Below are 19,259 nucleotides of genomic sequence, written 5' to 3' on the forward strand. Positions count from 1 at the left end.
AATCAAAGCAATCAAGAGTTATTGTTTTTTATTTAAATAGACGGATTGTATTCGAGGCTTTAGCCAAATTGAATGAAGTAAAACCTGATTGTGCGGAATTGTAGGCTGTGTATATAAATAAAGTCACGGATTGCCGCGCCATCGGATAGTTGCAATATTCGTATTTTTTGTAAGTTTACAAATAATGGAACAGCTGTGGCTTCGTTTGGAGCTGAATTGAACATTCGCTCAATCCAATCCCGCAATTTGCCAAGTCCAGTTATCTTACATTGTATCAAAAATTCTGCTAATGAAACAATTTACTCTATTCGTGTTTTTAATAATTTCAAATTGCTTGTTTGGACAAATATCTAAAGAACTATTAACAACAATAAAATCTTTAGAAAAGTACCCATCATTTTATGCATTAGATAAGGAAATAAATGGCATCGAAAACAAAGTAGATAAAATTGCAAAATCAGATGAATTAGAATATTTAGCATTAAATGGGAATAATGTTTATATAAAAGGTGTAGCAATTAAAATTCTAATTAACAGAAATGATGAAAAAATTAAAGATGTTTTCAAAAGACTGATTAATTCAAAAGATTCAATACTATATAATAGAGAACACCTATCAAGTTCGGTTTCACTTCCTGCTTTTTTCTTCGAAAACCTTTCTTTTAATAATAAATTAGACAAAGAAACCCAGAATAAAATAAAATCCGATTTGACTGAAATTATTTTAAACAATCAACCTGTTAATATAAGTTTACTTAACGAAATTCATTATCAAATTCCTGTCAATAAAAAGTATTACGAAAAAATTAGAAATATTGTTATTAAATCAAATTCCCCTTCACTACTTGTTGCTTTGGCTAAATATCAAAACGAAAATGACATTGAACTAATCAAAAGTTTTAAAGAAAATTCTTTTTCTGCTATCGGAGAATTCCCAAATGATGACTTTTTACCTTTTCTTGAAAAATATACAAATCATTACGATGAGTTTCCTTATCTGTTTGCTGTTTCAAAATTTTGCAATCCAAAAGGAACAGAATTGATTTCGAAAATTGTCGATTTAAAAACAACAAATCTTAAAAATAGCGAGTGTAATAAAAACTATTGTTTAAAAGTATTTTACAATCAAATCTATATGAATGATTGCAAATTATTTTATCCAATACTCGAAAAAATGTGGTTAAGCCACAAAATTCTTTCATTTGATATTTTAGATTTTTATGAAGAAAATCACACGAAAGAAGAAACTGTAGACTTCATACTTTCTGGACTTTTTCTAAACGGTAAAGCTGAATTAATCAGTCATAATATGTACGATATTGAAAAAATGCTTAGTCAAAATCGTGAAGAAGATTTAACTTTTGGTGAAACAGGTAAATTGGTTAAACTTTTAAATAGACTGAAAACTTTGTCAGAAGAAAAATATCAATTCACACTTAATAGTGTAATTTCTAATATTGATGATTTAGAAACTGATGATTTCATTTACCAACTAAACGATAATAGCAACCTTTTGAAAGCAAAGAATAGTTTTATTCAAAAAATGAAATCGAATGAAAGTGCTTACGGTCTTTTAATAATAATTAATGGTGTCAAAAAACTAGGAGATGAAAAGCTATTCAATGATTGTTTTGAAATTATTAAAGAAAGGCGAAATGAATTCCAAGAAAAAGAAGTTTGGGAAAAATCACTACAAGAATTCTTAAGAAACAATAAATTGAAATTATAAAATACAATATCAGATAACATCGACTTACCTAAATGCGGAGTTTTAGTTTGATTAAACGCTATTGTTTTCTAATACGCCAAAAGCTGTATCTATTCGTGTTTTTCGTAAATTTACAAATTGTGCAATAGCTTTGTCTTCGTTTCGGTCTGAATTGAACATTCGCTCAATTCAATCCCGCACTTTGCCAAGCCAAGCATAGCGTAGGAGCGTGGCCTACATTTGATATTCCCTTTGTTATGATCCTGTAGATTAAAACATATACTTACCAAAATACTGCTGTAAAGCTTCCTTATTGTACTTATCCTCCCCACGCCAGTAGGTAACAAAAGTCCAATCATGTTTTCCTCTTGTTGGTCTGTCATAGGAGGTAGGTTTTAGGATGTCGATGCAAGCTAATATTTCGATTAGTACCTGACGTTCCTCTTTGGTTGATTTAATAACGGTTGCGAGGTTTTTCTCTAATGCACCAGGATAGTCATCTGGTAGAGAATTTTCGATAACGGTTAGTATGTTGTTGAAAATCTCGATGTCTTCTGTTGTGGGGTCTGGAATAACTGCGGCCTGTAGTTGTTCCAAGTCAAATAAGGTGTAAATCAAATCTCCATGTCTGACACCTCCCCATTTTATTCGTTCAAAGTTTAATACATTTAGATCTACTTTATCGTAGCATTCATTTCCTATAATTCCATATTTCGAATCTCTACATACACCACAGGTGTAGCTGATGTGTGTTACATTGCCGTGTGGATCCAAACTTTGTCCACTTTCCACTTTGGTGTATTGGTGTGGCGTTAGTTGCTTGGCAATGAAATAAGAAGATAAACCAGAGCGCCAATCTAATCGTCGGGTAGACAAGCTACTCAGGAAAGCTTTGGCAACGTGTTGTGTTGAGATCTTGGGAAGTATATCGAATATAAGAGTTAAGCATGCGTCATGCGAAATTGTTCGGGGATCAAACATGACCCCTTTTTCCTTAGCATAGGCAAGGTCAGCAGGAGGCGTATGTCTATCTTTTTTGTTAATCCATCCGCTTTTCCAATACGTTTTGAAAAGTATATTTTTGGCTTTTTTGTCCATCTGTATCCTTGTTTTCTTTACGAAAATAAGGATTTGTTCGTTATGGAGAACTGTGTTACACCTTTTAAGGCTTATTTCGGTTTTTACAAGTGATGCAAAAGAGAGGGATTATTGATGAGTTGTACGAAATAGGCGAAGCGTTGTTTTACCATACTACTACCAAAAATCCATAAAATTAGGGAGATACACCTATCCGTTTTTATACTTACTTTACGTTTTCTAAACCACCTGGATGAGGAATTAAAAAAGATAAAAGATGAATTCAAAGAATGAGGAAATCAAATTAACGGGAGCAGAAGTTTTGCAGATGATTGCTACTCTAGATCAATTTGTACGATCAATAGAAAAAATAAAAGTCTATCACGAGGATCCAAGGAAAAACAAAACACAAGAAGAACAACAAAAAGCACTAGCAACTTATATCAGTGAACAAAAAGTAGGAGCGGAGTTCGCATTACTTCACGGTCTTCTTTGTGCTAAATTGGATCTTTCTTTGGGAGAAGATGGACTGAATGATGTTGAGCGAGCCTGTCAAGCTAATACGTATTGGTCACCTAAGAAACAAACAGTCGTCCAAAATCCCGTTCTTGATGCATGGTATGATGTGCATTGGGTAGATTTAAAAACAGCTATTATCAATGAATTCGACTACCTCTATCATTTTTTACAAAAGAAAAAACAACAATTGTACGGGTTTGCTCTTATTTTAGATGCTGATTGTTTAACGGCTTATGCTGCGGTTTCAACCGAACAAAGTTTAAAAAAGTTGCACAAAAATTGTGAGTGGGACGCAGAAGAATGGTGTTATGTTTCTGATGAAGAGGAGATTGTCTATGGTTTATCCACTTTTATCGATACGCTGATTGATTTTTACGATGCGCAGATTGTACCCCTGTTTCAAGAAGGTTTTGACTATGAACCCATCCAACAAAAAAATGTAGCTTTGTTTACCAAAGCAATGAAAGAGGCAAAAAGTGAATTAGTGAATAAATATGGTTCTGAAGTAGAGGCTATGGCTTTCTTTTTAACTATTCCAGGAGAACCAAAAGTAACGTACAATTCAGCGCTTGCTATCAATAATTCCAATACACAAAAGGTAAAGGAGTTGCTAGCATCTATTTAATTTAAAAAAAGAGCATAAGACATGAAAAAACATACGTATACTTATACAGCACGTTGTAAAGCACTAGTTATATTTAGCAAACCAACGGCAGATTTGTACGATGAGCCTTATTTGAATGAAATAGAAGATTTGTCTATTGATAATGCTTTTGCTTTTCAGGTTGATTTAACAAAATTTCCTCAAGTAAAAAGGCTTTTTATTGCTTCAAAAGATCCTTATACCATTGAGGATCTAGTTCATTTACAACAGTTAGAAGAAGTAAATACCAATTGTTTCTTACCTGAAAACACAAAGAAAATCAAGCGGTTAAAGAAGTTGACACTAAGTGATCAAGCCCTATTACGAGTGCCAAAAGACCTTAAAGATTCATCTGTTACCTGCTTGACACTTCACTATTATCAAAAAGGAGATTCTCCTATTCCAATGCCTGCTTTTGTGTATCAAATGACGAAGTTAGAGCAGTTGGAATTGACGTTGTGTAATTTTTCAGTACTAAGTGAAGAAATTAATAACCTAACCGAATTGAGCGTATTGAAATTGAAATGTTCCATGACTTATTTGGAAAATTTTCCTTCCTTATCGGGTTTAATTAACCTGCGCCATCTTGTAGTGAATGGTGAAACAGTACAAGGACAATTGAGACCAAAGTTTGCACTTTTTTCAAAAATTTTAGAGCAGGTGTGTCAACTTGGAGAACTGGAAACGTTAGATATCGGAAATTGGTATCCAAAGAACCAAAAGGAGCGAATTGCTTTCGACGGAAAGAAAAATTCCCTGCCCGATATTTTTGCGAGCTTTCCCAAGCTCAAAAAACTGTATATCACGTGGATGAAGTTAGATTATTTACCGCCTACTATTTTTAAAATGTATACGTTAGAGGAATTGAATCTTATCTCAAATTACTTAACAGAAGAGGAACTCAACAGTCTACAACAGGAACTTCCTCAACTTAAAATCGTCGGTAAAGGGCACAATACGAGCCGTTTTTAATTCCAATAAAATTGGAAGGTTTATTGAAATTGAAACTGTAAGAATAGGAATAAGTGTGCTTTAAAAAGGAAAGCCTTCAATTATTGGTAGCAACAAGGGAGAAGAAGGATTTTTGAGAATAGTTTGTAATTCATTTTCTAGAAATGAATAGGATGAAAAAACACTAGTTTTAGTCATGCTAGCGTTAAATAGTTTAGCATTCAGTCAAGAAAAAATAAAAGCCTATCACACTGATTCAAGGAAAAATAAAAAAAGCTATAATCCTTTACTTAGATTATAGCTTTTTAAAATTACAGATTAGTGCATTTGTTGTTACTTATCTTAATATAATGCTGAATTTTTCAGCTAAATTCCTACGGATGGAATCCTGTATAGCGTTGATTTCTGCATTCAGCAAGGTTCTTTCATTCGATCTATAGGCAATGCGGTAGGCCAAAGAAGTTTTATCTGCTTTTGTATATTGATCCACTAAGGTGATACTTTCTATTAAATCATGGCCTTTATCCCTTATCATTTCACAAAGATTATGGTATTCGATCCAATTTTTCTCTCTATTTTCAACATAGTTGTTTACCCAGAACGAGATATCCTTATAAACAGGTGGAAACTTAGAATAGGCTTTAAACTCCACTAATCCGTTTTTGAATTGAGAAATAAATCGCTCATCCTCACTCCAGAAATAACGAATGTCAGGAATATTACAGAACGACATCACTAAGCGATCAAGACCTAAGCCAAAAGCCCAACCTGTGGCTTGAATCTTACAGTTCTTTAAGATGTCACGATGTATAACTCCTGCACCTAAAACCTCCATCCATTCTCCATTTTGCATCACTTCTATTTGCAAAGAAGATGCTGTAAAGGGGAAGTAATCATCTAAGAATCGATATTCCTTACCAGGGTATAAATACTCAATTAACCCTTGTAAAGTCTTTTTTAAATCTTCTAAAGCATCCACCCCATCGGGTACTAATTTAACCACTTCCATTTGGTGAAAGACGGGATAATGTGTTTTGTCAATGGTATCCTTTCGGTATACATCTCCCGTAACGATAAATTGGTGATATCCTTGAACTAATACTTGATTTTGATGCGCAGAGGTTTGTGTTCGAAGTACAAAATCATCATTTAGATAATAGGTGTCATTTGCAGAACGAGCAGGATGATCTAAAGGAACTAAAAGCTTATCAAAGTTATCTTGTATAGAGACAACTTCGTCAAGATCGTCAAACATTGTAAAATCGCTAAAAAAAGATTGAATTCTTTTTTTCAATAAGTAAATAGGGTGCGATGGATGATTGTGAAGCTTTTTACTTCTTTTTTCATTGATACTAGTTGAGATGTTGTTCATATACATTGAATTTTAATATTATTACCCTTTGAATGTAGTAGGAAATACAAAGGACAAAAATAGGAGCATTGCGGTTATTCCTATTTTCATTTATTTGGAGGTTATGTTCAATTTTTTAGATTTAGATGTGATTCTTTGCATTGAAAAGTTTATTTTGTTCTTTTATTTAGATATTTGCCTATGACTTCATTTTTAGATTTAAATCAATTATACGAACTACATCAGTTGGATTCTTCCTTAAAAGGAGAAGGGGTGTTTATCGTGGATCATAAGGATGTTCCGACCAGACAATATGCGTATAGTAGACATCAATTTGAAGGATTATTATTGGGTTTTGTTTTAAGAGGAACAATGAAAACACAAGTGCACTTCTCTGAATATGAAGTACATCAGGGGGATGTAATCTTGGCTTTACCTCATCTTATGATAGATGTGATAGCTGAAAGTGAGGATATTGAGATCATTACTATAGGGCTATCGCTTGATTTTATTAGTTCGATTCCCCATGTATGGGAATTCGTAAATAGTGATAAGGTGCGTTTGAATCCTTTAATTCACTTTCATTCCGACAAACAAGATTTACAGAGAGAATTTATAGTATATCTTCAGAAATTTTATCATTCTAATCTAAGTGATAAGAAAAATGAAATATTGCGACATCATATTCTAGCTTTGATTCATATGGTGGTAGAAGCACATAGAGAAGAGGAAAATCAGGAGTATTTATTGAAGGATCGAAGCGCAACAATTATAGACAAATTTTATACATTAGTATCTAAGTATGCGGTTGTACAAAGAGATATTGGTTTTTATGCAGATAAATTAAATTTGACTGCTCCTTATCTGACCACGTTACTCGCCCAGAAAACAGGTAAATCGGCTCTGAAATGGATTGATCACGTGGTGATATTACAGGCTAAATCGCTGCTAAAAACAACAGACTTATCTGTTAAGGAGATAAGTAATCGCTTAAATTTTAATGATGCAAGTCTGTTCTGTAGGTATTTTAAAAGACATACGACGCTGTCTCCCAATGGTTTTAGGAGACAGCTGTAATATTTATTTTAGATAATCTTTAATAAAGGCCTTAGCTAAGCTTTTCGATGAATCAATGAGGATGATTTCATTTGGAACACTTTGTATCACTGCGTTTAAATCTGTACAAGCAATAAGGATAGCCTCAACTTTTGGTTTTACTTTGTGGATTAACTGTTCCCAAAGTAGTTGATTTTGAGGATTTGTTTTATCTTTTTTTATACCCGCTATGATTGTATTGAGTTCAAGTTGCCATGCTGGTTCGAAGATAAATACATGTCCTTTTTCTTCTAGGCCCTTTTGATAGATTTGCGCATCATAAGTAGTAGAAGTAGCAAATAGCGTCGTTCTGGTTTGCTTCATTGGCAATTCATTTAAAGTTTCTTCTACCATATTAAACAGTTTAGTATCTATTGAATTCTGCAAGCTATCAATATAAATATGCGCAGAATTACAAGGCATGGCTATACTATGAACCCCATTCGCTTCTAATTTTTGTAATCCTTTTACAATGGTTTTCTGCATCAATTGATGATCAATATCCCTATCTAAATAAAAGGGCGTCGGTAGAGAATAGAGGATAATTTCAGGAAACTCCTCATCTAGAACTGCATTATATTGGCTTTGGCATTCATCTAAGACAAGTTCTAAAAAGGGCGTGGTAGAGCGAGGTTCCATACCATCGAGTATGCCAAGTATTTTGTTAATGGGGTTCATGATTAAGTGTAATGAATTGAGTTATAAAGGAAGCAAATTCTTTTAAAAGTAAAGGATTAAGCTTTTCCATAGCGTTAGTTTCTCCCAAGTACTGATTTTTGCTATCTAGGAGTAGTAAATGGAATTTTTCGGGCACATAGCGTAAGGCGTAATCAACGGCCTTGTCTTTTGATGTAATCTTTGCTGTTTCAAGGGAATAAAACATTCGACAAAGTGTCAATATAACATTGGTTGTATCATCTTCTAACTCCTCTAGAAGTATTGGCAATAAAGATAGGATTGCTAATTTAAAATCCTTATCTGAAATCACAGGTAACAACGCATCAGCAGATATTCCATGAAGTGTTATACTATTTTGCCTGATTTGTCTAAGTAATAGGGTAAGATCGGGGTCTAAGGTTTTCTCTGGGATGTAACCATTTAAAAAGCTATTTCTTAACCATTCGCCATATTGAAATTCGCTTTGAATAGGTAAACGTAAAGGAGAGAACTCCGCTTGATTAACAATTGTAATCTCTAAGTAACGCTTATTTTCTTTATTATCAATAGCTCCTGATAAGAGGAGAAGCTCTTGAATAAGTAGCTGTTTCGTTTCTTGTGTAAGTTCAGCGTCTAGTACAACAAAAAAATCAATATCACTTTTGTGTTTGAGTCCACCGTCTACATAAGAACCATAGAGGTATATTGCTTTTAGGGAAGGACCTAACGTATGGGTAAGAAACGCTGTTGTCTGTGTAACTTGAAGAGGTAGGGATTGGTTATTCATTTTTTTTGATTAATTGGTGTAATAGGATGTCCTCTTTTCCTATATTAATTGTGTTGTATGCTATCCCTATTTTTGTTAATGGAAAATAGTAATAGACTGTAATTTCCAAATTTATCAGGTGATACAATAAAAGAGCTTTTATCTGATAAAATAATCTCACTGAGATGGAACCCATCACTTATTTGCCCTGTTCTTCCTTGTAAGAAACTTTTATGTCGGTTAATTCTTGTAATTTCGTGATACTGTATTACTTTTCTTTTCAGTCCTAAAAAATATTGAATTTCTATCGCATTTTTTCTTACAATTATTTTTGTGATTTTTAAAAAATCATACGTTCCAAGGAGTACAAATAAAAGAATGAGAAAGATAATAAAGAGGGCCATTTTTTCTTTTGTTGGGTAGTAGTTTCCATTCAAAAATTTAAGGCAGATCCCAATGCAAACAATAGCAGCGAAATAACCAAAAATTAGTTTTAAAATGTACAGCGTTCTAAATTTAGAAGTAATAGTCTCCATATAATTCTTTCGTGATTTATTTTCTAAATGTAAGACTTAAGTTAAGAATCTTATTCTTTATTCTAATTTAAATTTTGTTTTTTTGTGTTGTGAATAGGAGAGTGTAGCAACGTGAACTGTTATTTCGTCAAAATGTTATGAATACGTACTTATATCTAAAAAAGATTTCGTTTGTAAAGCAAACAATGGGAGCTTTATTCCTTATTTTTAGTGCTGTATTACTGCTAATTTCAGTTACTGCATTGACTTTTGTGCTTAGTTTTTTTTCTTTTTTTGTGGGGCTTTATTTCGCTACAACGGAAGGAATAGAGATTAGATTTGATACCAAACAGTTTAGAATCATCTTTTCTCTATTTGGTTTGAATATTGGTATTTGGGAATCTTATCCAACCATCGCATATATTGTTGTAGTTAGAACAAAAGTTAGACATATAATTGGGAATAGATATCGGCAAGAAGCGGCTTCAACCACTATAAAGGATGAGCGAATATGCATAAACGTGTTTAGCGAAACGAACAATAATAAAACATTGTTTAGGACAATCGATGTAAATGAAGCGTTGGAAATTGCTGAAGTTGTTGCTTCTTTTTATAAAGTTGAGATTAAGAAAAAGTTGTAATACAATGGTTACCAATAGTTTTTCGCTTGTATTCCATCATAATCGTTCACTAATAAGCGATACCTCCTTTCCCCGATTAAGGGAGATTCAAAACCCGAAAACTATAAAAGAGATTAATTTACGATTTTTGCTCAAGAAAAAGGGTTGAAAGGAAGTATGGCTCATTATAGTGAACCAGAATTCAGTATTTCACATCATGTACTAACATTTAGTGTGATGGATACACAAAAAGGTGTTATGGAAAATTTGAATCAGTGGTTGATTGATGGAATATTTACTACTGATCAGTTGAAATTAGCTCGAAAGGCTAAAGGCGACATATCCGTTTTCTTTTTAAATAATTTGTTGAAAGATTGGGGGTATTCAAAACCCAATAGATAGGCTATTTCAGCTACAGATAAGGTTGTTGTAGACAAATATTCTTTTGCTTTGTTTATGAGTGTGTTGTGTATATGTTGCTTTGCACTTTGACCTGTTAAGGAACGCAGCATATCACTTAAATAGGACGGAGACAAATGGAGTTGACTGGCTAAGAATTCCACCGTAGGAACGCCTTGTACAAGTTTTTCTTCTCCGTTAAAATAATCTGTCAACACTTGTTCCGTTTTGGACAGCAAATCGTTATTCACTGCTTTACGCGTGATAAATTGGCGCTCGTAAAAACGATTGCTGTAATTGAGCAATAAATCCAATTGCGATAGGATAATATCTTGGGTATGTCGATCAATAAACTGATATTCATGTTCAATTTTCTGAAAGATTTCAATAATATTCCCTTCTTCCTTTTCTGAAAGATGCAAAGCTTCATTCAAGGAATAGGAAAAGAAACCATACGTTTTAATTTGGGAACCCAAAGGGTGATTATACAAGAAATCGGGATGGATCATTAGCATATAGCCCAAACCACAGTTTTGCGAGATTTCATTCACTTCATCAACTTCCAACGATTGAATTTGTTTAGGCGCTAAAAAATTCATCGTTCCCTTGTCAAAATCATAGTACTGCTGGCCATATTTTACCTTAGCCGTTACATTGCGCTTGAGCGAAATACTGTAGAAATCTAGGGTAAACTTCTTCCAAATATCATTTTCGGTAATGTGCATTTGCGTTACATCCACCAAGCTAATTAAAGGATGAAGAGGAGCCGGTAAATCTAATAATTTGTGAAATTCGGATATAGCACTTATATGTTTCATCTTTTGTGTCTTCTTGTATAAAGGTATTAAAAATCAAGGAAGGAGGCAGTCATCCTTTGTTTAATCTTACCCAAAAATAGTTTTTTTAAATTCTTGATGCAGGGCATCTTGTCCAATTTCTAAGCGTCTATTGTATAGCGCTTGAGCATCTGCACCGGCCACATAACGCAATTGTTTTTTATCATCGGTAGCAGCTTCATATACGATATCTGCTATTTGCTCTGCAGTAGAGAAGTTGTCCGTATTGAACAAGCGCATTAACTGATCTATAGCCCCTGCGTAGCTTGGGTGTTCCACTACTTCGATAGAACGCCCACCAAAATCAGTAATAATCCCTCCAGGGGCTATGGTTTTGATTTGAATGTTGTGCAATCCTAACTCAAAGGACATGCTTTCAGACCAACCTTCTAAGGCCCATTTTGTCGCGTGATAAATAGAATCCAAAGGCATCGATACAAGTCCGCCTATAGAAGTTGTTGTAATAAATAACCCTGCTTTTTTTGCTCTAAAGTGGGGAATAAAAGCTTGAGTTACGCGTACTACCCCTAAAAAATTGGTATAGAGTTGACGTTCTATTTGAGCATCACTATACCCCTCTAATGCACCAATTAAGCCATAGCCTGCATTGTTAAACACAACATCAATATCGTGGAATTCAAGGGTTTTTTGGATGGTCGATTTGATTTGTTCTCCTTGAGCTACATCCAAAGGTAGTAGGGTGATATTATCTAGATGTACTAATTCTGTTTCTCTTTCGGGGTTTCGCATCGTGGCAATTACTTTCCATCCTTTAGAGGCAAATAATTTTGCTGTCGCTTTTCCCAATCCAGAAGAAGCGCCTGTAATAAAAATTGTTTTCATTGATTTAGAGGGGGGTTTAGAAGTTAAAAAGGGCTCTCATCTTGGCAATGTAATCGGCATCTGAATGACTTGTTCTCAAGTCAACCCATCCCTTTACATCATTTCCAACTAAGTATCTCAATTGGTTTGTTCCATCCGTTGCTGCCGTATAGATTTCATCTGCCACTTGTTGTGCCGTTGCTATACCGCCATGCATGCTTTCAAATTGCTTGGTAAAGGCAGTAGTAAATGCATCGTAAGACGATAGCGTAGGATCATTGGCAAAGTTATTGGCTGCTGTAACATGGAAAGGAGTTTCAACACCTCCAGGTTCAATTAATTTGATGATGATGTTCTGAGAAGCTAATTCATACGATACTGATTCTGTCCAACCTTCTAAAGCAAATTTAGAAGCTCCATAAGAAGAAATCATCGGAATGCCCACGCGTCCACCACCTGAACTTATATTGATAATCATACCGCCTTTATGCTCTCGAAAATGAGGGAGTATCGCACGAGTTACCTGTAGTGTCCCGAAAAAGTTTACTTCAAATTGTTCTGCTATTTGTTGAGGTGTTTGTGCTTCAAATAACCCATATTGTCCATAAGCCGCATTGTTTACTAATACATCAATCTTTCCAAAGCGCGCGATTCCTTGACTGATAGTGTTAGCAATACTCTCTACATCGCGTAGTTCTAGCTGTGTAACTAGTACATTTTCAAGGGACGTTAATCCTGTTTCTTCTTTGGGGTTTCGCATTGCGGCAATTACGTTCCACCCTTTAGCTGCGAATAAATGAGCGGTTGTATTTCCAATTCCTTTTGAGGCTCCTGTAATTAATATTGTCTTAGTCATACTTATTTATTTTAATTTTTTGTTTTCAAATCCTTGTGGAGCGAACATTCCACGTAAAAAAGTCACGTATTCTTGTTCTGTTTTCTCTTTTCTATAGGCTATCATTTGTTCAATATCACGGCCTGCAACATAGCGCAACTGATGTGTTCCATCGGTTACGGATGTGAAGATTGTTGCAGCTACATCCTCAGGGGTAAACACCTCGACAGAAGATAGGCTGCCCAATAATTCCGTCGTTTGTGTTAGAAAATCTTGATAATCCGATAAGGTAGTATCTGTAGCAAATTCAGTTGCGGCTCTTTCGTGGAAATTCGTTTGCACATACCCTGGTTCAATAATCTTCACTTTGATCTGTTGTGAATCTAACTCATAAGCCAAGGCTTCTACAAACCCCTCAATGGCAAATTTAGAAGCTGTATATACACTGGTCATCGGAAAGGGAATTTTACCAACCCCAGACGTGATGTTTACCAGTACACTTTCTGTCTTTTGCTTTCTTAAATAAGGTAAAATAGCTCTCGTTACATTCATGAGTCCAAAAACATTGACATCGAATTGCTGTTGAACCTGTTCAGCGGTGATTGCTTCAAACAACCCTTGTTGACCATATCCTGCATTATTTAATACCGCATCGATTTGACCAAATTTGTCAATCCCTTTTTCTATGGCTGTTACGATGGAATCTGGATGGGTAACTTCTAATGAAGTCACCAAAATAGTAGGATATTGAATAAGTTCTGTTTCTTTTTCAGGATGGCGCATGGTAGCGATTACATTCCATCCTCGTTGAGCAAAATAGAGAGCAGTGGCTTTTCCTATTCCGGATGATGCTCCTGTGATTAAGATTGTTTTTTGCATGAATTAAAGCATTTCATTAATACAGTACAAAGGTTGGATTAGTTTGAAACTTAAATGTTTCCAAATCACGGAATCGTGTATCCAAAAGGCAGAAGGGAAATTTTTTGATGTGATTAATCTGTTAGTTTGGTCAATCTATTCCATAATTGCTTCGACTTTCAGGTCAGTACTACTCTTAAATTTCTAGTACAGTTTTGGGTAAGGGGATTCACCTTGTTCAACTTTTCTTCAAGAATAAGTAGGGGAGGAACGATACAGTAGGAACAAAAGCATTAGAAATAGCAATTAAAATTTTATTATTTATTTTTAATCTGTAATTTTAGGGTTAAATAATTGATTTTTTTATATTAGATACGTTTCATGATAAATGAGATTTTCTATTTTTACAGTGGAAAAAAGATTTAAAAAACCTGATAAATTATGCGCAAACAATTCGTTATTTTTTCAACGTTACTTTTGGTTGTAATGCTTCTACTTTCTATATTTTTAAATAAAAATTGGAGCATTTTTTTTGTAATTGTTCTCCTCTTTGTGATTATGGGGTATCAGGATATGTATCAAAAGAAACATACGCTGAGGCGCATTTATCCGATTTTTGGTCGACTTCGTTATGTGATGGAAGAACTTCGACCTAAAATGTATCAATATTTTATAGAATCCGATACGGACGGTAAGCCGATTAGTCGTATTGACCGCGCTACTATTTATCAACGTGCGAAGAAAGAATTGGAGACAATCCCCTTTGGAACGCAGCTAGATGTTTATGCAGAAGGCTATGAATGGATGTGTCATTCGATTGCGCCCAAAGCATTTGATAAGTTAGATCACAATCCTCGTGTCCTATTTGGAAATAAGGACTGTAAACAACCGTATTCAGCTAGTATTCTTAATATCTCAGCCATGAGTTTTGGTTCGTTAAGTGCACAAGCTGTAGAAGCAATGAATGGCGGTGCAAAATTGGGGAATTTTGCTCATAATACAGGAGAAGGGGGAATAAGCCCGTATCACTTAAAAGGCGGTGGGGACTTAATTTGGCAAATTGGTACAGGATACTTCGGATGTAGAGATGAAAAGGGGAACTTTGACGGGAAGTTGTTTGCTGAAAAGGCAAAATTACCCAACGTTAAAATGATTGAATTGAAGATTTCTCAAGGAGCTAAACCAGGCCACGGAGGTATATTACCAGCCTCTAAAAATACAGAGGAAATTGCTCAAATCCGACACGTGAAACCGCATACGATTGTCGCTTCTCCACCGTATCACTCGGCTTTCAATTCTCCTTTGGAATTGGTGGAGTTTATTAAAGAGTTACGTGATTTATCGGAAGGAAAACCTGTTGGGTTTAAATTGTGTATCGGACATAAAGCAGAATTTATATCGATTTGTAAGGCGATGGTTCATTTAGATACCTATCCCGATTTTATTACGGTAGACGGTGGTGAGGGAGGAACAGGAGCAGCTCCACAAGAGTTTTCTAATTATATAGGAGCTCCGATGCTTGACGGATTGGCGTTTGTGCACAATATCTTAACTGGAATGGGAATTCGCAAACACATTAAAATTATCGCTTCCGGAAAAGTAACCTCTTCGTTTCATCTAGCACGTGCCATGGCTTTGGGGGCAGATACTTGTAATGCCGCTCGAGCGATGATGATTGCCATTGGTTGTATTCAAGCACTTTTGTGTAATACGAACCGATGTCCGACCGGAATTGCTACTCAGGATCCTAAACTGACCATAGGCTTGGATGTTGCTGACAAAAAAACGCGAATGGCTAATTATCACAAAGGTACGATTGAGAGTTTTGTAGAATTATTAGGCGCTTCGGGATTGGATGATATGAAAAACATCACTCGTTCTCATATTTATAGACGTGTTTCCTTAAATGATATGTTGACCTATGAAGAGATTTTTCCTTCTGTAGAAGTTGGAGCTTTGCTTTTAGGGAATATTCCCGATCGATACAAACAAGATTTTGAATATGCCAATATGAATCAATGGGGAATTTTAAGTAAAAAGCAAGAATAAAGGGTTGGAAAAACACCATTGATTTTTTAGCGGTTTAATACAGGTTTCTTGCAAACTACTTTAAAAAAAAATAAGTGATTTAGTATGAGGTGAGTAAGAAGAACAATTCAACTAGTTCGGGTGTTTTCACATTGCTTTACTGCTAGAGCTCCCATTAAAATTAAAAAAGATACTAAAATGAAAGGAACAATGGCTATTGCATTCAGTCTACTGAGTGCCCTTTTGATTACGAGTTGTGTGAATAAATCGACCATTAAGGATGTAGTACCTAAACACGATACGTTTAAGTTGCAATCGATTCAATTAAAAGAAGAGAGAGTAATCAATGTATGGACACCTAAAGAATATGCCAAGGGGCAAGATTCCTTACCCGTAATTTATATGGCTGATGGGGGAATAGAGGAGGATTTCTCTCATATTGCCAATACATTAGAAGAGTTAATCAACGAACAAAAAATTCCTACTGTTATGCTAGTTGGAATTGAAAATACACAGAGAAGACGAGATTTAACAGGAGTTACAACGGTAGCAAAAGACAAAGAAATTGCACCAGAGGTAGGAGGAGCAGAAAAGTTTAGAGCTTTTATTAAAGAAGAATTGTTTAAGGAAATTGAGCAACGATATAGAACCAAAGGTGAAAGAACTATTTTAGGAGAGTCAGCTTCTGGATTATTCGTAATGGAGACCTTTTTTTTAGAACCAGCGCTGTTTGCGAATTATATTGCATTTGATCCTTCTTTGTGGTGGAACGATCATTTTTTGGTTCGCACTGCAAGAGCTAATCTTGAAAAAAACAAAGCCATAAAAAGAAAACTGTGGTTTGCGGGATCTAATGCGGCGGATATCTTTCCTTATACGAGGGAATTAGCAACAATCTTGGCAGAACGTAAAGATCAATCACTGGAGTGGACCTATGCGGATGAACCAAATGAATTGCATACAACCATCTTTAGAGCCACCAAAAACAAAGCTTTAATTTGGACCTTGAATAATAAATAACAGCTTTTTGGATAGGAAGAAGTTAGCAGTGATGTTTTTGACTTTTAAAATAATTTCATATCCCCATCTTGAATCCACTGTTTCTTTTTCATAAAATAGTAAATCAGATAAGATAAAACTGCTGGACATATAAACTGTAGACTTACAATTGCCAAGAGAATATAAGAAGTGGAGTGCGAGGCCTTCATGGCGTTAAACGTTCCTATTTGTCCGACTAACCCACAGCTTCCCATTCCTGATTCTAAGGCTGTATTTTGCATGTCAAAAAACAGAATGGCAATGGGACCTAATAGGGCTGATGCGAGGGTTGGTGGAATCCAAATTTTCCAATTTTTGTAAATATTGGGCACTTGTAGCATACTTGTACCGATGCCTTGTGCGAGTAATCCTTTGATGCCGTTATCTTTATAACTGATGGTGGCAAATCCAATCATTTGAGCACAACACCCTATGGTAGCGGCACCAGCAGCTAAGCCATCGAGTTGCAACATCAAACACAAGGCCGCGGATGAGATAGGCAAGGTTAATACCATGCCAACGACAACAGCGAGTACCATGCCCATGATCAGGGGGTTCGCTGCTGTGGCCAGTATAATCACTTGACCAATCCATTGCATCAATTGATTGACACTCGGCCCAATTAATTGGGCTAATGCTACTCCAATCACAACTGTGACAATGGGTGTAATTACAATATCTATCCTCGTTTCACCCGCCACTGCTTTTCCAATTTCTACGGCAACGATACTCGCAATGAAAACGCCGAGCGGACCACCCAATTGATAGGCAGCTACTCCCACAACAGCAGAAGAAAATAAAACCAATTGAGGCGCTCGTAAACTATACGCAATCGCTAACGCTAGTACAGGACCAGTCGCTTGATTCGCAAAAGGCCAAACCACCTCTTTCAAAAAGGAAAGATTAAATTCCTCCCCTATTGTTTTTAGGATGGTTCCCACGAGTAAGGTGGCAAATAATCCGTAGGCCATAGCTCCCATAGCATCAATAAAGTAACGCTTACTCGAAATTTGAATGTCTTTTTTTTGAAGGAATTTTCGCATGAATGGTTTGATTTAATGAAAGATAAGGCATCAATTGTCATTGAACGGATACTCTGATTAAAAGAAATAAAAGTAGGAATAAAGATAAAGGTAATCTAGTAGATAACAATGTCAATGTCCTATGGAAAATAGATGTTTTACCAGTGAATTTTAAACGAATGATGAAGCCATCACCGCTGTAACGAAACAATAAATAAAAACACACATCTTAAAAGATGTGTGTTTTGGATTTCAATCGTGAAGTAGGGGACGCTATTAGAAGTTAGAATGTATAAATTCATCAGTAGTTAGTTTCTGACCAAAATGATGTACTATTTCCGATAAGAAGTAATCCTGTTGCATTTGATTAAAAGCAGAGGTAGCATCTGATATGACTAGCGTATGATATCCTTTCTCATGCGCATCCCTAAAAGTACTTTCAATACATACATGTGTGGCATATCCTACCAGATATAGCGTGTCGATTTTATTGTTTCGCAGGTAGACATCCAAATTAGAACCAGTAAATCCGCTAGCCCCTGTACGTCCGCTGATTACAAATTCATTTGCTATAGGTTGAACTGTTTCAAAAAAAGCAGCGCCAAATTCATTTTCTTGAAAGGTCCCTGCATTGGGAATCGCTTTTCGAAGTCCTGCTTTGGCTTCGCCCATTTCCAGATATCCCTTTTTAAAACGAAGTCCTACGTGAATTACCTCCATGTTCTGCTCTCTCGCAAATTGAAGTGCTTTTTCAATATTAGCAATCGAGTTTTGCATCATTTGAGGATCTTGAATTAAAGCTTTATTCAGCTTTCCTTTGGGATGCATCCATTCATTTTGAGTTTCAATTAAGATTAAAGCAGATTTTGAGGTAGTTTGAGCCAAAAGAGCATTCATAAAAATGAGATTGAGAATTAGTAAAACAGTATTTTTCATTATAAATCAAGATGTAAAGGGTTAGTACTGTATTCTTTAGATATTTTAGATACTGCCTTCCACGTATCATCAAATTTGCTATACAATAGATAATCCGTTATAATTAATTCCTGGTTTCGGAAAAATTCAGTTTTGACAACAGCTGTACAATCAGTACGGTCTAATACTGCGATCGTATAGTGAAGATTTCGAATTCCCGAGTTTAGCTTTTCAGGTGAATCTTTATAGGCTTGAACAATCTTAATCCAAGCATCTAAGGGGAGTTTAAGTACCTCGTTTCCCTTGGGGATAAGAATAGCAAATGCAGGGTGAAACCCTTTTCTCATTTGCTCAATTTCCATTTTGTTTAAAGCACCTTGTGCAAAGGTTTGTTCTACTAAACTTATGAGCTCACTATTTGCATCTTGTGAAGGAGGGTTTTGTGCTGACATGTTGATTGTTTTTAGCGTAGTTGCCAGTAGTACTAAAATAAAAAATGTTCGTATCATACATTGAATGTTTATAATTGACTATTATTGTAAATAAATTACAATTGCAAATGAAAGGCTAATATTTTATATTTACAACATAAATTGTAAATAAG

19 protein-coding genes are annotated in these 19,259 nt (G+C 35.2%); 7 read left to right on the forward strand and 12 right to left on the reverse strand.

All coding sequences use genetic code 11. The features are described from left to right. Positions 1–289 precede the first annotated feature (289 nt). Positions 290–1,729: a hypothetical protein gene (locus HX004_RS07140; protein ID WP_286441680.1), complete on the forward strand. Its 1,440-nt coding sequence runs from the start codon at positions 290–292 to the stop codon at positions 1,727–1,729. A 249-nt stretch (positions 1,730–1,978) separates the two neighbouring features. Here the strand turns inward: HX004_RS07140 and HX004_RS07145 are convergent, their stop codons facing one another. After that, positions 1,979–2,806 carry a hypothetical protein gene (locus HX004_RS07145; RefSeq protein WP_286441681.1) on the reverse strand — a complete coding sequence of 276 codons (828 nt, stop codon included), beginning with the start codon at positions 2,804–2,806 and terminating at the stop codon, positions 1,979–1,981. Positions 2,807–3,062: 256 nt separating this feature from the next. On the opposite strand from HX004_RS07145, the gene HX004_RS07150 reads away from it, so the two are divergent. Further along, the gene (locus HX004_RS07150; protein ID WP_286441683.1) at positions 3,063–3,929 is read left to right on the forward strand and encodes a DUF4303 domain-containing protein; all 867 of its coding nucleotides are present in this window, start codon (positions 3,063–3,065) and stop codon (positions 3,927–3,929) included. A 21-nt stretch (positions 3,930–3,950) separates the two neighbouring features. Then, a complete protein-coding gene (locus tag HX004_RS07155; protein WP_286441686.1) occupies positions 3,951–4,919 on the forward strand; it encodes a leucine-rich repeat domain-containing protein in 969 nt (322 codons plus the stop codon). 316 nt (positions 4,920–5,235) lie between these two features. On the opposite strand, the gene srmL is transcribed toward HX004_RS07155, so the two are convergent. Then, positions 5,236–6,270: a PheS-related mystery ligase SrmL gene (gene srmL, locus HX004_RS07160; RefSeq protein WP_286441687.1), complete on the reverse strand. Its 1,035-nt coding sequence runs from the start codon at positions 6,268–6,270 to the stop codon at positions 5,236–5,238. A 180-nt stretch (positions 6,271–6,450) separates the two neighbouring features. Between srmL and HX004_RS07165 the strand changes: the two genes are divergently transcribed. After that, on the forward strand, positions 6,451–7,326 hold the full coding sequence (locus HX004_RS07165) for an AraC family transcriptional regulator (protein ID WP_286441689.1): 876 nt from the start codon (positions 6,451–6,453) through the stop codon (positions 7,324–7,326). 3 nt (positions 7,327–7,329) lie between these two features. On the opposite strand, the gene HX004_RS07170 is transcribed toward HX004_RS07165, so the two are convergent. Genes HX004_RS07170 through HX004_RS07180 form a run of 3 tightly spaced genes read right to left on the reverse strand, consistent with a single transcriptional unit; the run spans position 7,330 to position 9,303 of the window. Then, positions 7,330–8,022, reverse strand: a complete 693-nt coding sequence (locus tag HX004_RS07170) for an aspartate/glutamate racemase family protein (protein ID WP_286441691.1) — start codon at positions 8,020–8,022, stop codon at positions 7,330–7,332. Further along, positions 8,009–8,788, reverse strand: coding sequence for an aminoglycoside adenylyltransferase family protein (locus HX004_RS07175; protein WP_286441693.1), 780 nt, complete (start codon positions 8,786–8,788; stop codon positions 8,009–8,011). The genes HX004_RS07170 and HX004_RS07175 overlap by 14 nt, the downstream gene beginning before the upstream one ends. A 44-nt stretch (positions 8,789–8,832) precedes the next feature. Beyond that, the gene (locus tag HX004_RS07180; protein WP_286441694.1) at positions 8,833–9,303 is read right to left on the reverse strand and encodes a hypothetical protein; all 471 of its coding nucleotides are present in this window, start codon (positions 9,301–9,303) and stop codon (positions 8,833–8,835) included. 137 nt (positions 9,304–9,440) lie between these two features. Between HX004_RS07180 and HX004_RS07185 the strand changes: the two genes are divergently transcribed. Then, positions 9,441–9,923, forward strand: a complete 483-nt coding sequence (locus HX004_RS07185) for a hypothetical protein (RefSeq protein WP_286441696.1) — start codon at positions 9,441–9,443, stop codon at positions 9,921–9,923. A 284-nt stretch (positions 9,924–10,207) separates the two neighbouring features. Here HX004_RS07185 and HX004_RS07190 read toward each other — a convergent pair whose 3' ends face one another. The 4 genes from HX004_RS07190 to HX004_RS07205 all read right to left on the reverse strand — a co-directional run bounded on the left by HX004_RS07190 (position 10,208) and on the right by HX004_RS07205 (position 13,673). Continuing rightward, a complete protein-coding gene (locus HX004_RS07190) occupies positions 10,208–11,119 on the reverse strand; it encodes a helix-turn-helix domain-containing protein (RefSeq protein ID WP_286441698.1) in 912 nt (303 codons plus the stop codon). A gap of 66 nt (positions 11,120–11,185) precedes the next feature. Next, on the reverse strand, positions 11,186–11,980 hold the full coding sequence (locus HX004_RS07195) for an SDR family oxidoreductase (RefSeq protein ID WP_286441700.1): 795 nt from the start codon (positions 11,978–11,980) through the stop codon (positions 11,186–11,188). A 16-nt stretch (positions 11,981–11,996) separates the two neighbouring features. Beyond that, complete coding sequence (locus HX004_RS07200; RefSeq protein WP_286441702.1) at positions 11,997–12,815, reverse strand: SDR family oxidoreductase; 819 nt, start codon at positions 12,813–12,815, stop codon at positions 11,997–11,999. A 6-nt stretch (positions 12,816–12,821) separates the two neighbouring features. Beyond that, entirely contained in the window at positions 12,822–13,673 is an 852-nt protein-coding gene (locus HX004_RS07205; RefSeq protein WP_286441704.1) for an SDR family oxidoreductase, read from the reverse strand. 420 nt (positions 13,674–14,093) lie between these two features. Between HX004_RS07205 and HX004_RS07210 the strand changes: the two genes are divergently transcribed. Together HX004_RS07210 and HX004_RS07215 are read left to right on the forward strand one after the other, a co-directional pair. Then, complete coding sequence (locus HX004_RS07210; RefSeq protein WP_286441706.1) at positions 14,094–15,701, forward strand: FMN-binding glutamate synthase family protein; 1,608 nt, start codon at positions 14,094–14,096, stop codon at positions 15,699–15,701. 177 nt (positions 15,702–15,878) lie between these two features. Continuing rightward, positions 15,879–16,700, forward strand: coding sequence for an alpha/beta hydrolase (locus HX004_RS07215; protein WP_286441708.1), 822 nt, complete (start codon positions 15,879–15,881; stop codon positions 16,698–16,700). A gap of 44 nt (positions 16,701–16,744) precedes the next feature. Here the strand turns inward: HX004_RS07215 and HX004_RS07220 are convergent, their stop codons facing one another. The 3 genes from HX004_RS07220 to HX004_RS07230 form a co-directional block, all read right to left on the reverse strand. Continuing rightward, a complete protein-coding gene (locus HX004_RS07220; protein WP_286441710.1) occupies positions 16,745–17,761 on the reverse strand; it encodes a PTS sugar transporter subunit IIC in 1,017 nt (338 codons plus the stop codon). 255 nt (positions 17,762–18,016) lie between these two features. Next, entirely contained in the window at positions 18,017–18,676 is a 660-nt protein-coding gene (locus tag HX004_RS07225) for a cysteine hydrolase family protein (RefSeq protein WP_286441712.1), read from the reverse strand. Then, complete coding sequence (locus tag HX004_RS07230) at positions 18,676–19,107, reverse strand: nuclear transport factor 2 family protein (protein ID WP_286441713.1); 432 nt, start codon at positions 19,105–19,107, stop codon at positions 18,676–18,678. Before HX004_RS07230 ends, HX004_RS07225 begins: the two co-directional genes overlap by 1 nt. Between the last annotated feature and the right edge of the window lie 152 nt (positions 19,108–19,259).

It is taken from the genome of Myroides sp. 1354 (assembly GCF_030324495.1).
Classification (GTDB): domain Bacteria; phylum Bacteroidota; class Bacteroidia; order Flavobacteriales; family Flavobacteriaceae; genus Flavobacterium.

Bases quoted from the DNA above. Each gene is read 5' to 3' on its own strand.
- HX004_RS07195 (WP_286441700.1), bottom strand. From the start codon at position 11,980: ATGAAAACAATTTTTATTACAGGCGCTTCTTCTGGATTGGGAAAAGCG.
- HX004_RS07230 (WP_286441713.1), bottom strand. From the start codon at position 19,107: ATGTCAGCACAAAACCCTCCTTCACAAGATGCAAATAGTGAGCTCATA.
- HX004_RS07220 (WP_286441710.1), bottom strand. From the start codon at position 17,761: ATGCGAAAATTCCTTCAAAAAAAAGACATTCAAATTTCGAGTAAGCGT.
- HX004_RS07175 (WP_286441693.1), bottom strand. From the start codon at position 8,788: ATGAATAACCAATCCCTACCTCTTCAAGTTACACAGACAACAGCGTTT.
- HX004_RS07150 (WP_286441683.1), top strand. From the start codon at position 3,063: ATGAATTCAAAGAATGAGGAAATCAAATTAACGGGAGCAGAAGTTTTG.
- HX004_RS07190 (WP_286441698.1), bottom strand. From the start codon at position 11,119: ATGAAACATATAAGTGCTATATCCGAATTTCACAAATTATTAGATTTA.
- srmL (WP_286441687.1), bottom strand. From the start codon at position 6,270: ATGAACAACATCTCAACTAGTATCAATGAAAAAAGAAGTAAAAAGCTT.
- HX004_RS07185 (WP_286441696.1), top strand. From the start codon at position 9,441: ATGAATACGTACTTATATCTAAAAAAGATTTCGTTTGTAAAGCAAACA.
- HX004_RS07170 (WP_286441691.1), bottom strand. From the start codon at position 8,022: ATGAACCCCATTAACAAAATACTTGGCATACTCGATGGTATGGAACCT.
- HX004_RS07205 (WP_286441704.1), bottom strand. From the start codon at position 13,673: ATGCAAAAAACAATCTTAATCACAGGAGCATCATCCGGAATAGGAAAA.
- HX004_RS07155 (WP_286441686.1), top strand. From the start codon at position 3,951: ATGAAAAAACATACGTATACTTATACAGCACGTTGTAAAGCACTAGTT.
- HX004_RS07200 (WP_286441702.1), bottom strand. From the start codon at position 12,815: ATGACTAAGACAATATTAATTACAGGAGCCTCAAAAGGAATTGGAAAT.
- HX004_RS07225 (WP_286441712.1), bottom strand. From the start codon at position 18,676: ATGAAAAATACTGTTTTACTAATTCTCAATCTCATTTTTATGAATGCT.
- HX004_RS07140 (WP_286441680.1), top strand. From the start codon at position 290: ATGAAACAATTTACTCTATTCGTGTTTTTAATAATTTCAAATTGCTTG.
- HX004_RS07210 (WP_286441706.1), top strand. From the start codon at position 14,094: ATGCGCAAACAATTCGTTATTTTTTCAACGTTACTTTTGGTTGTAATG.
- HX004_RS07180 (WP_286441694.1), bottom strand. From the start codon at position 9,303: ATGGAGACTATTACTTCTAAATTTAGAACGCTGTACATTTTAAAACTA.
- HX004_RS07145 (WP_286441681.1), bottom strand. From the start codon at position 2,806: ATGGACAAAAAAGCCAAAAATATACTTTTCAAAACGTATTGGAAAAGC.
- HX004_RS07165 (WP_286441689.1), top strand. From the start codon at position 6,451: ATGACTTCATTTTTAGATTTAAATCAATTATACGAACTACATCAGTTG.
- HX004_RS07215 (WP_286441708.1), top strand. From the start codon at position 15,879: ATGAAAGGAACAATGGCTATTGCATTCAGTCTACTGAGTGCCCTTTTG.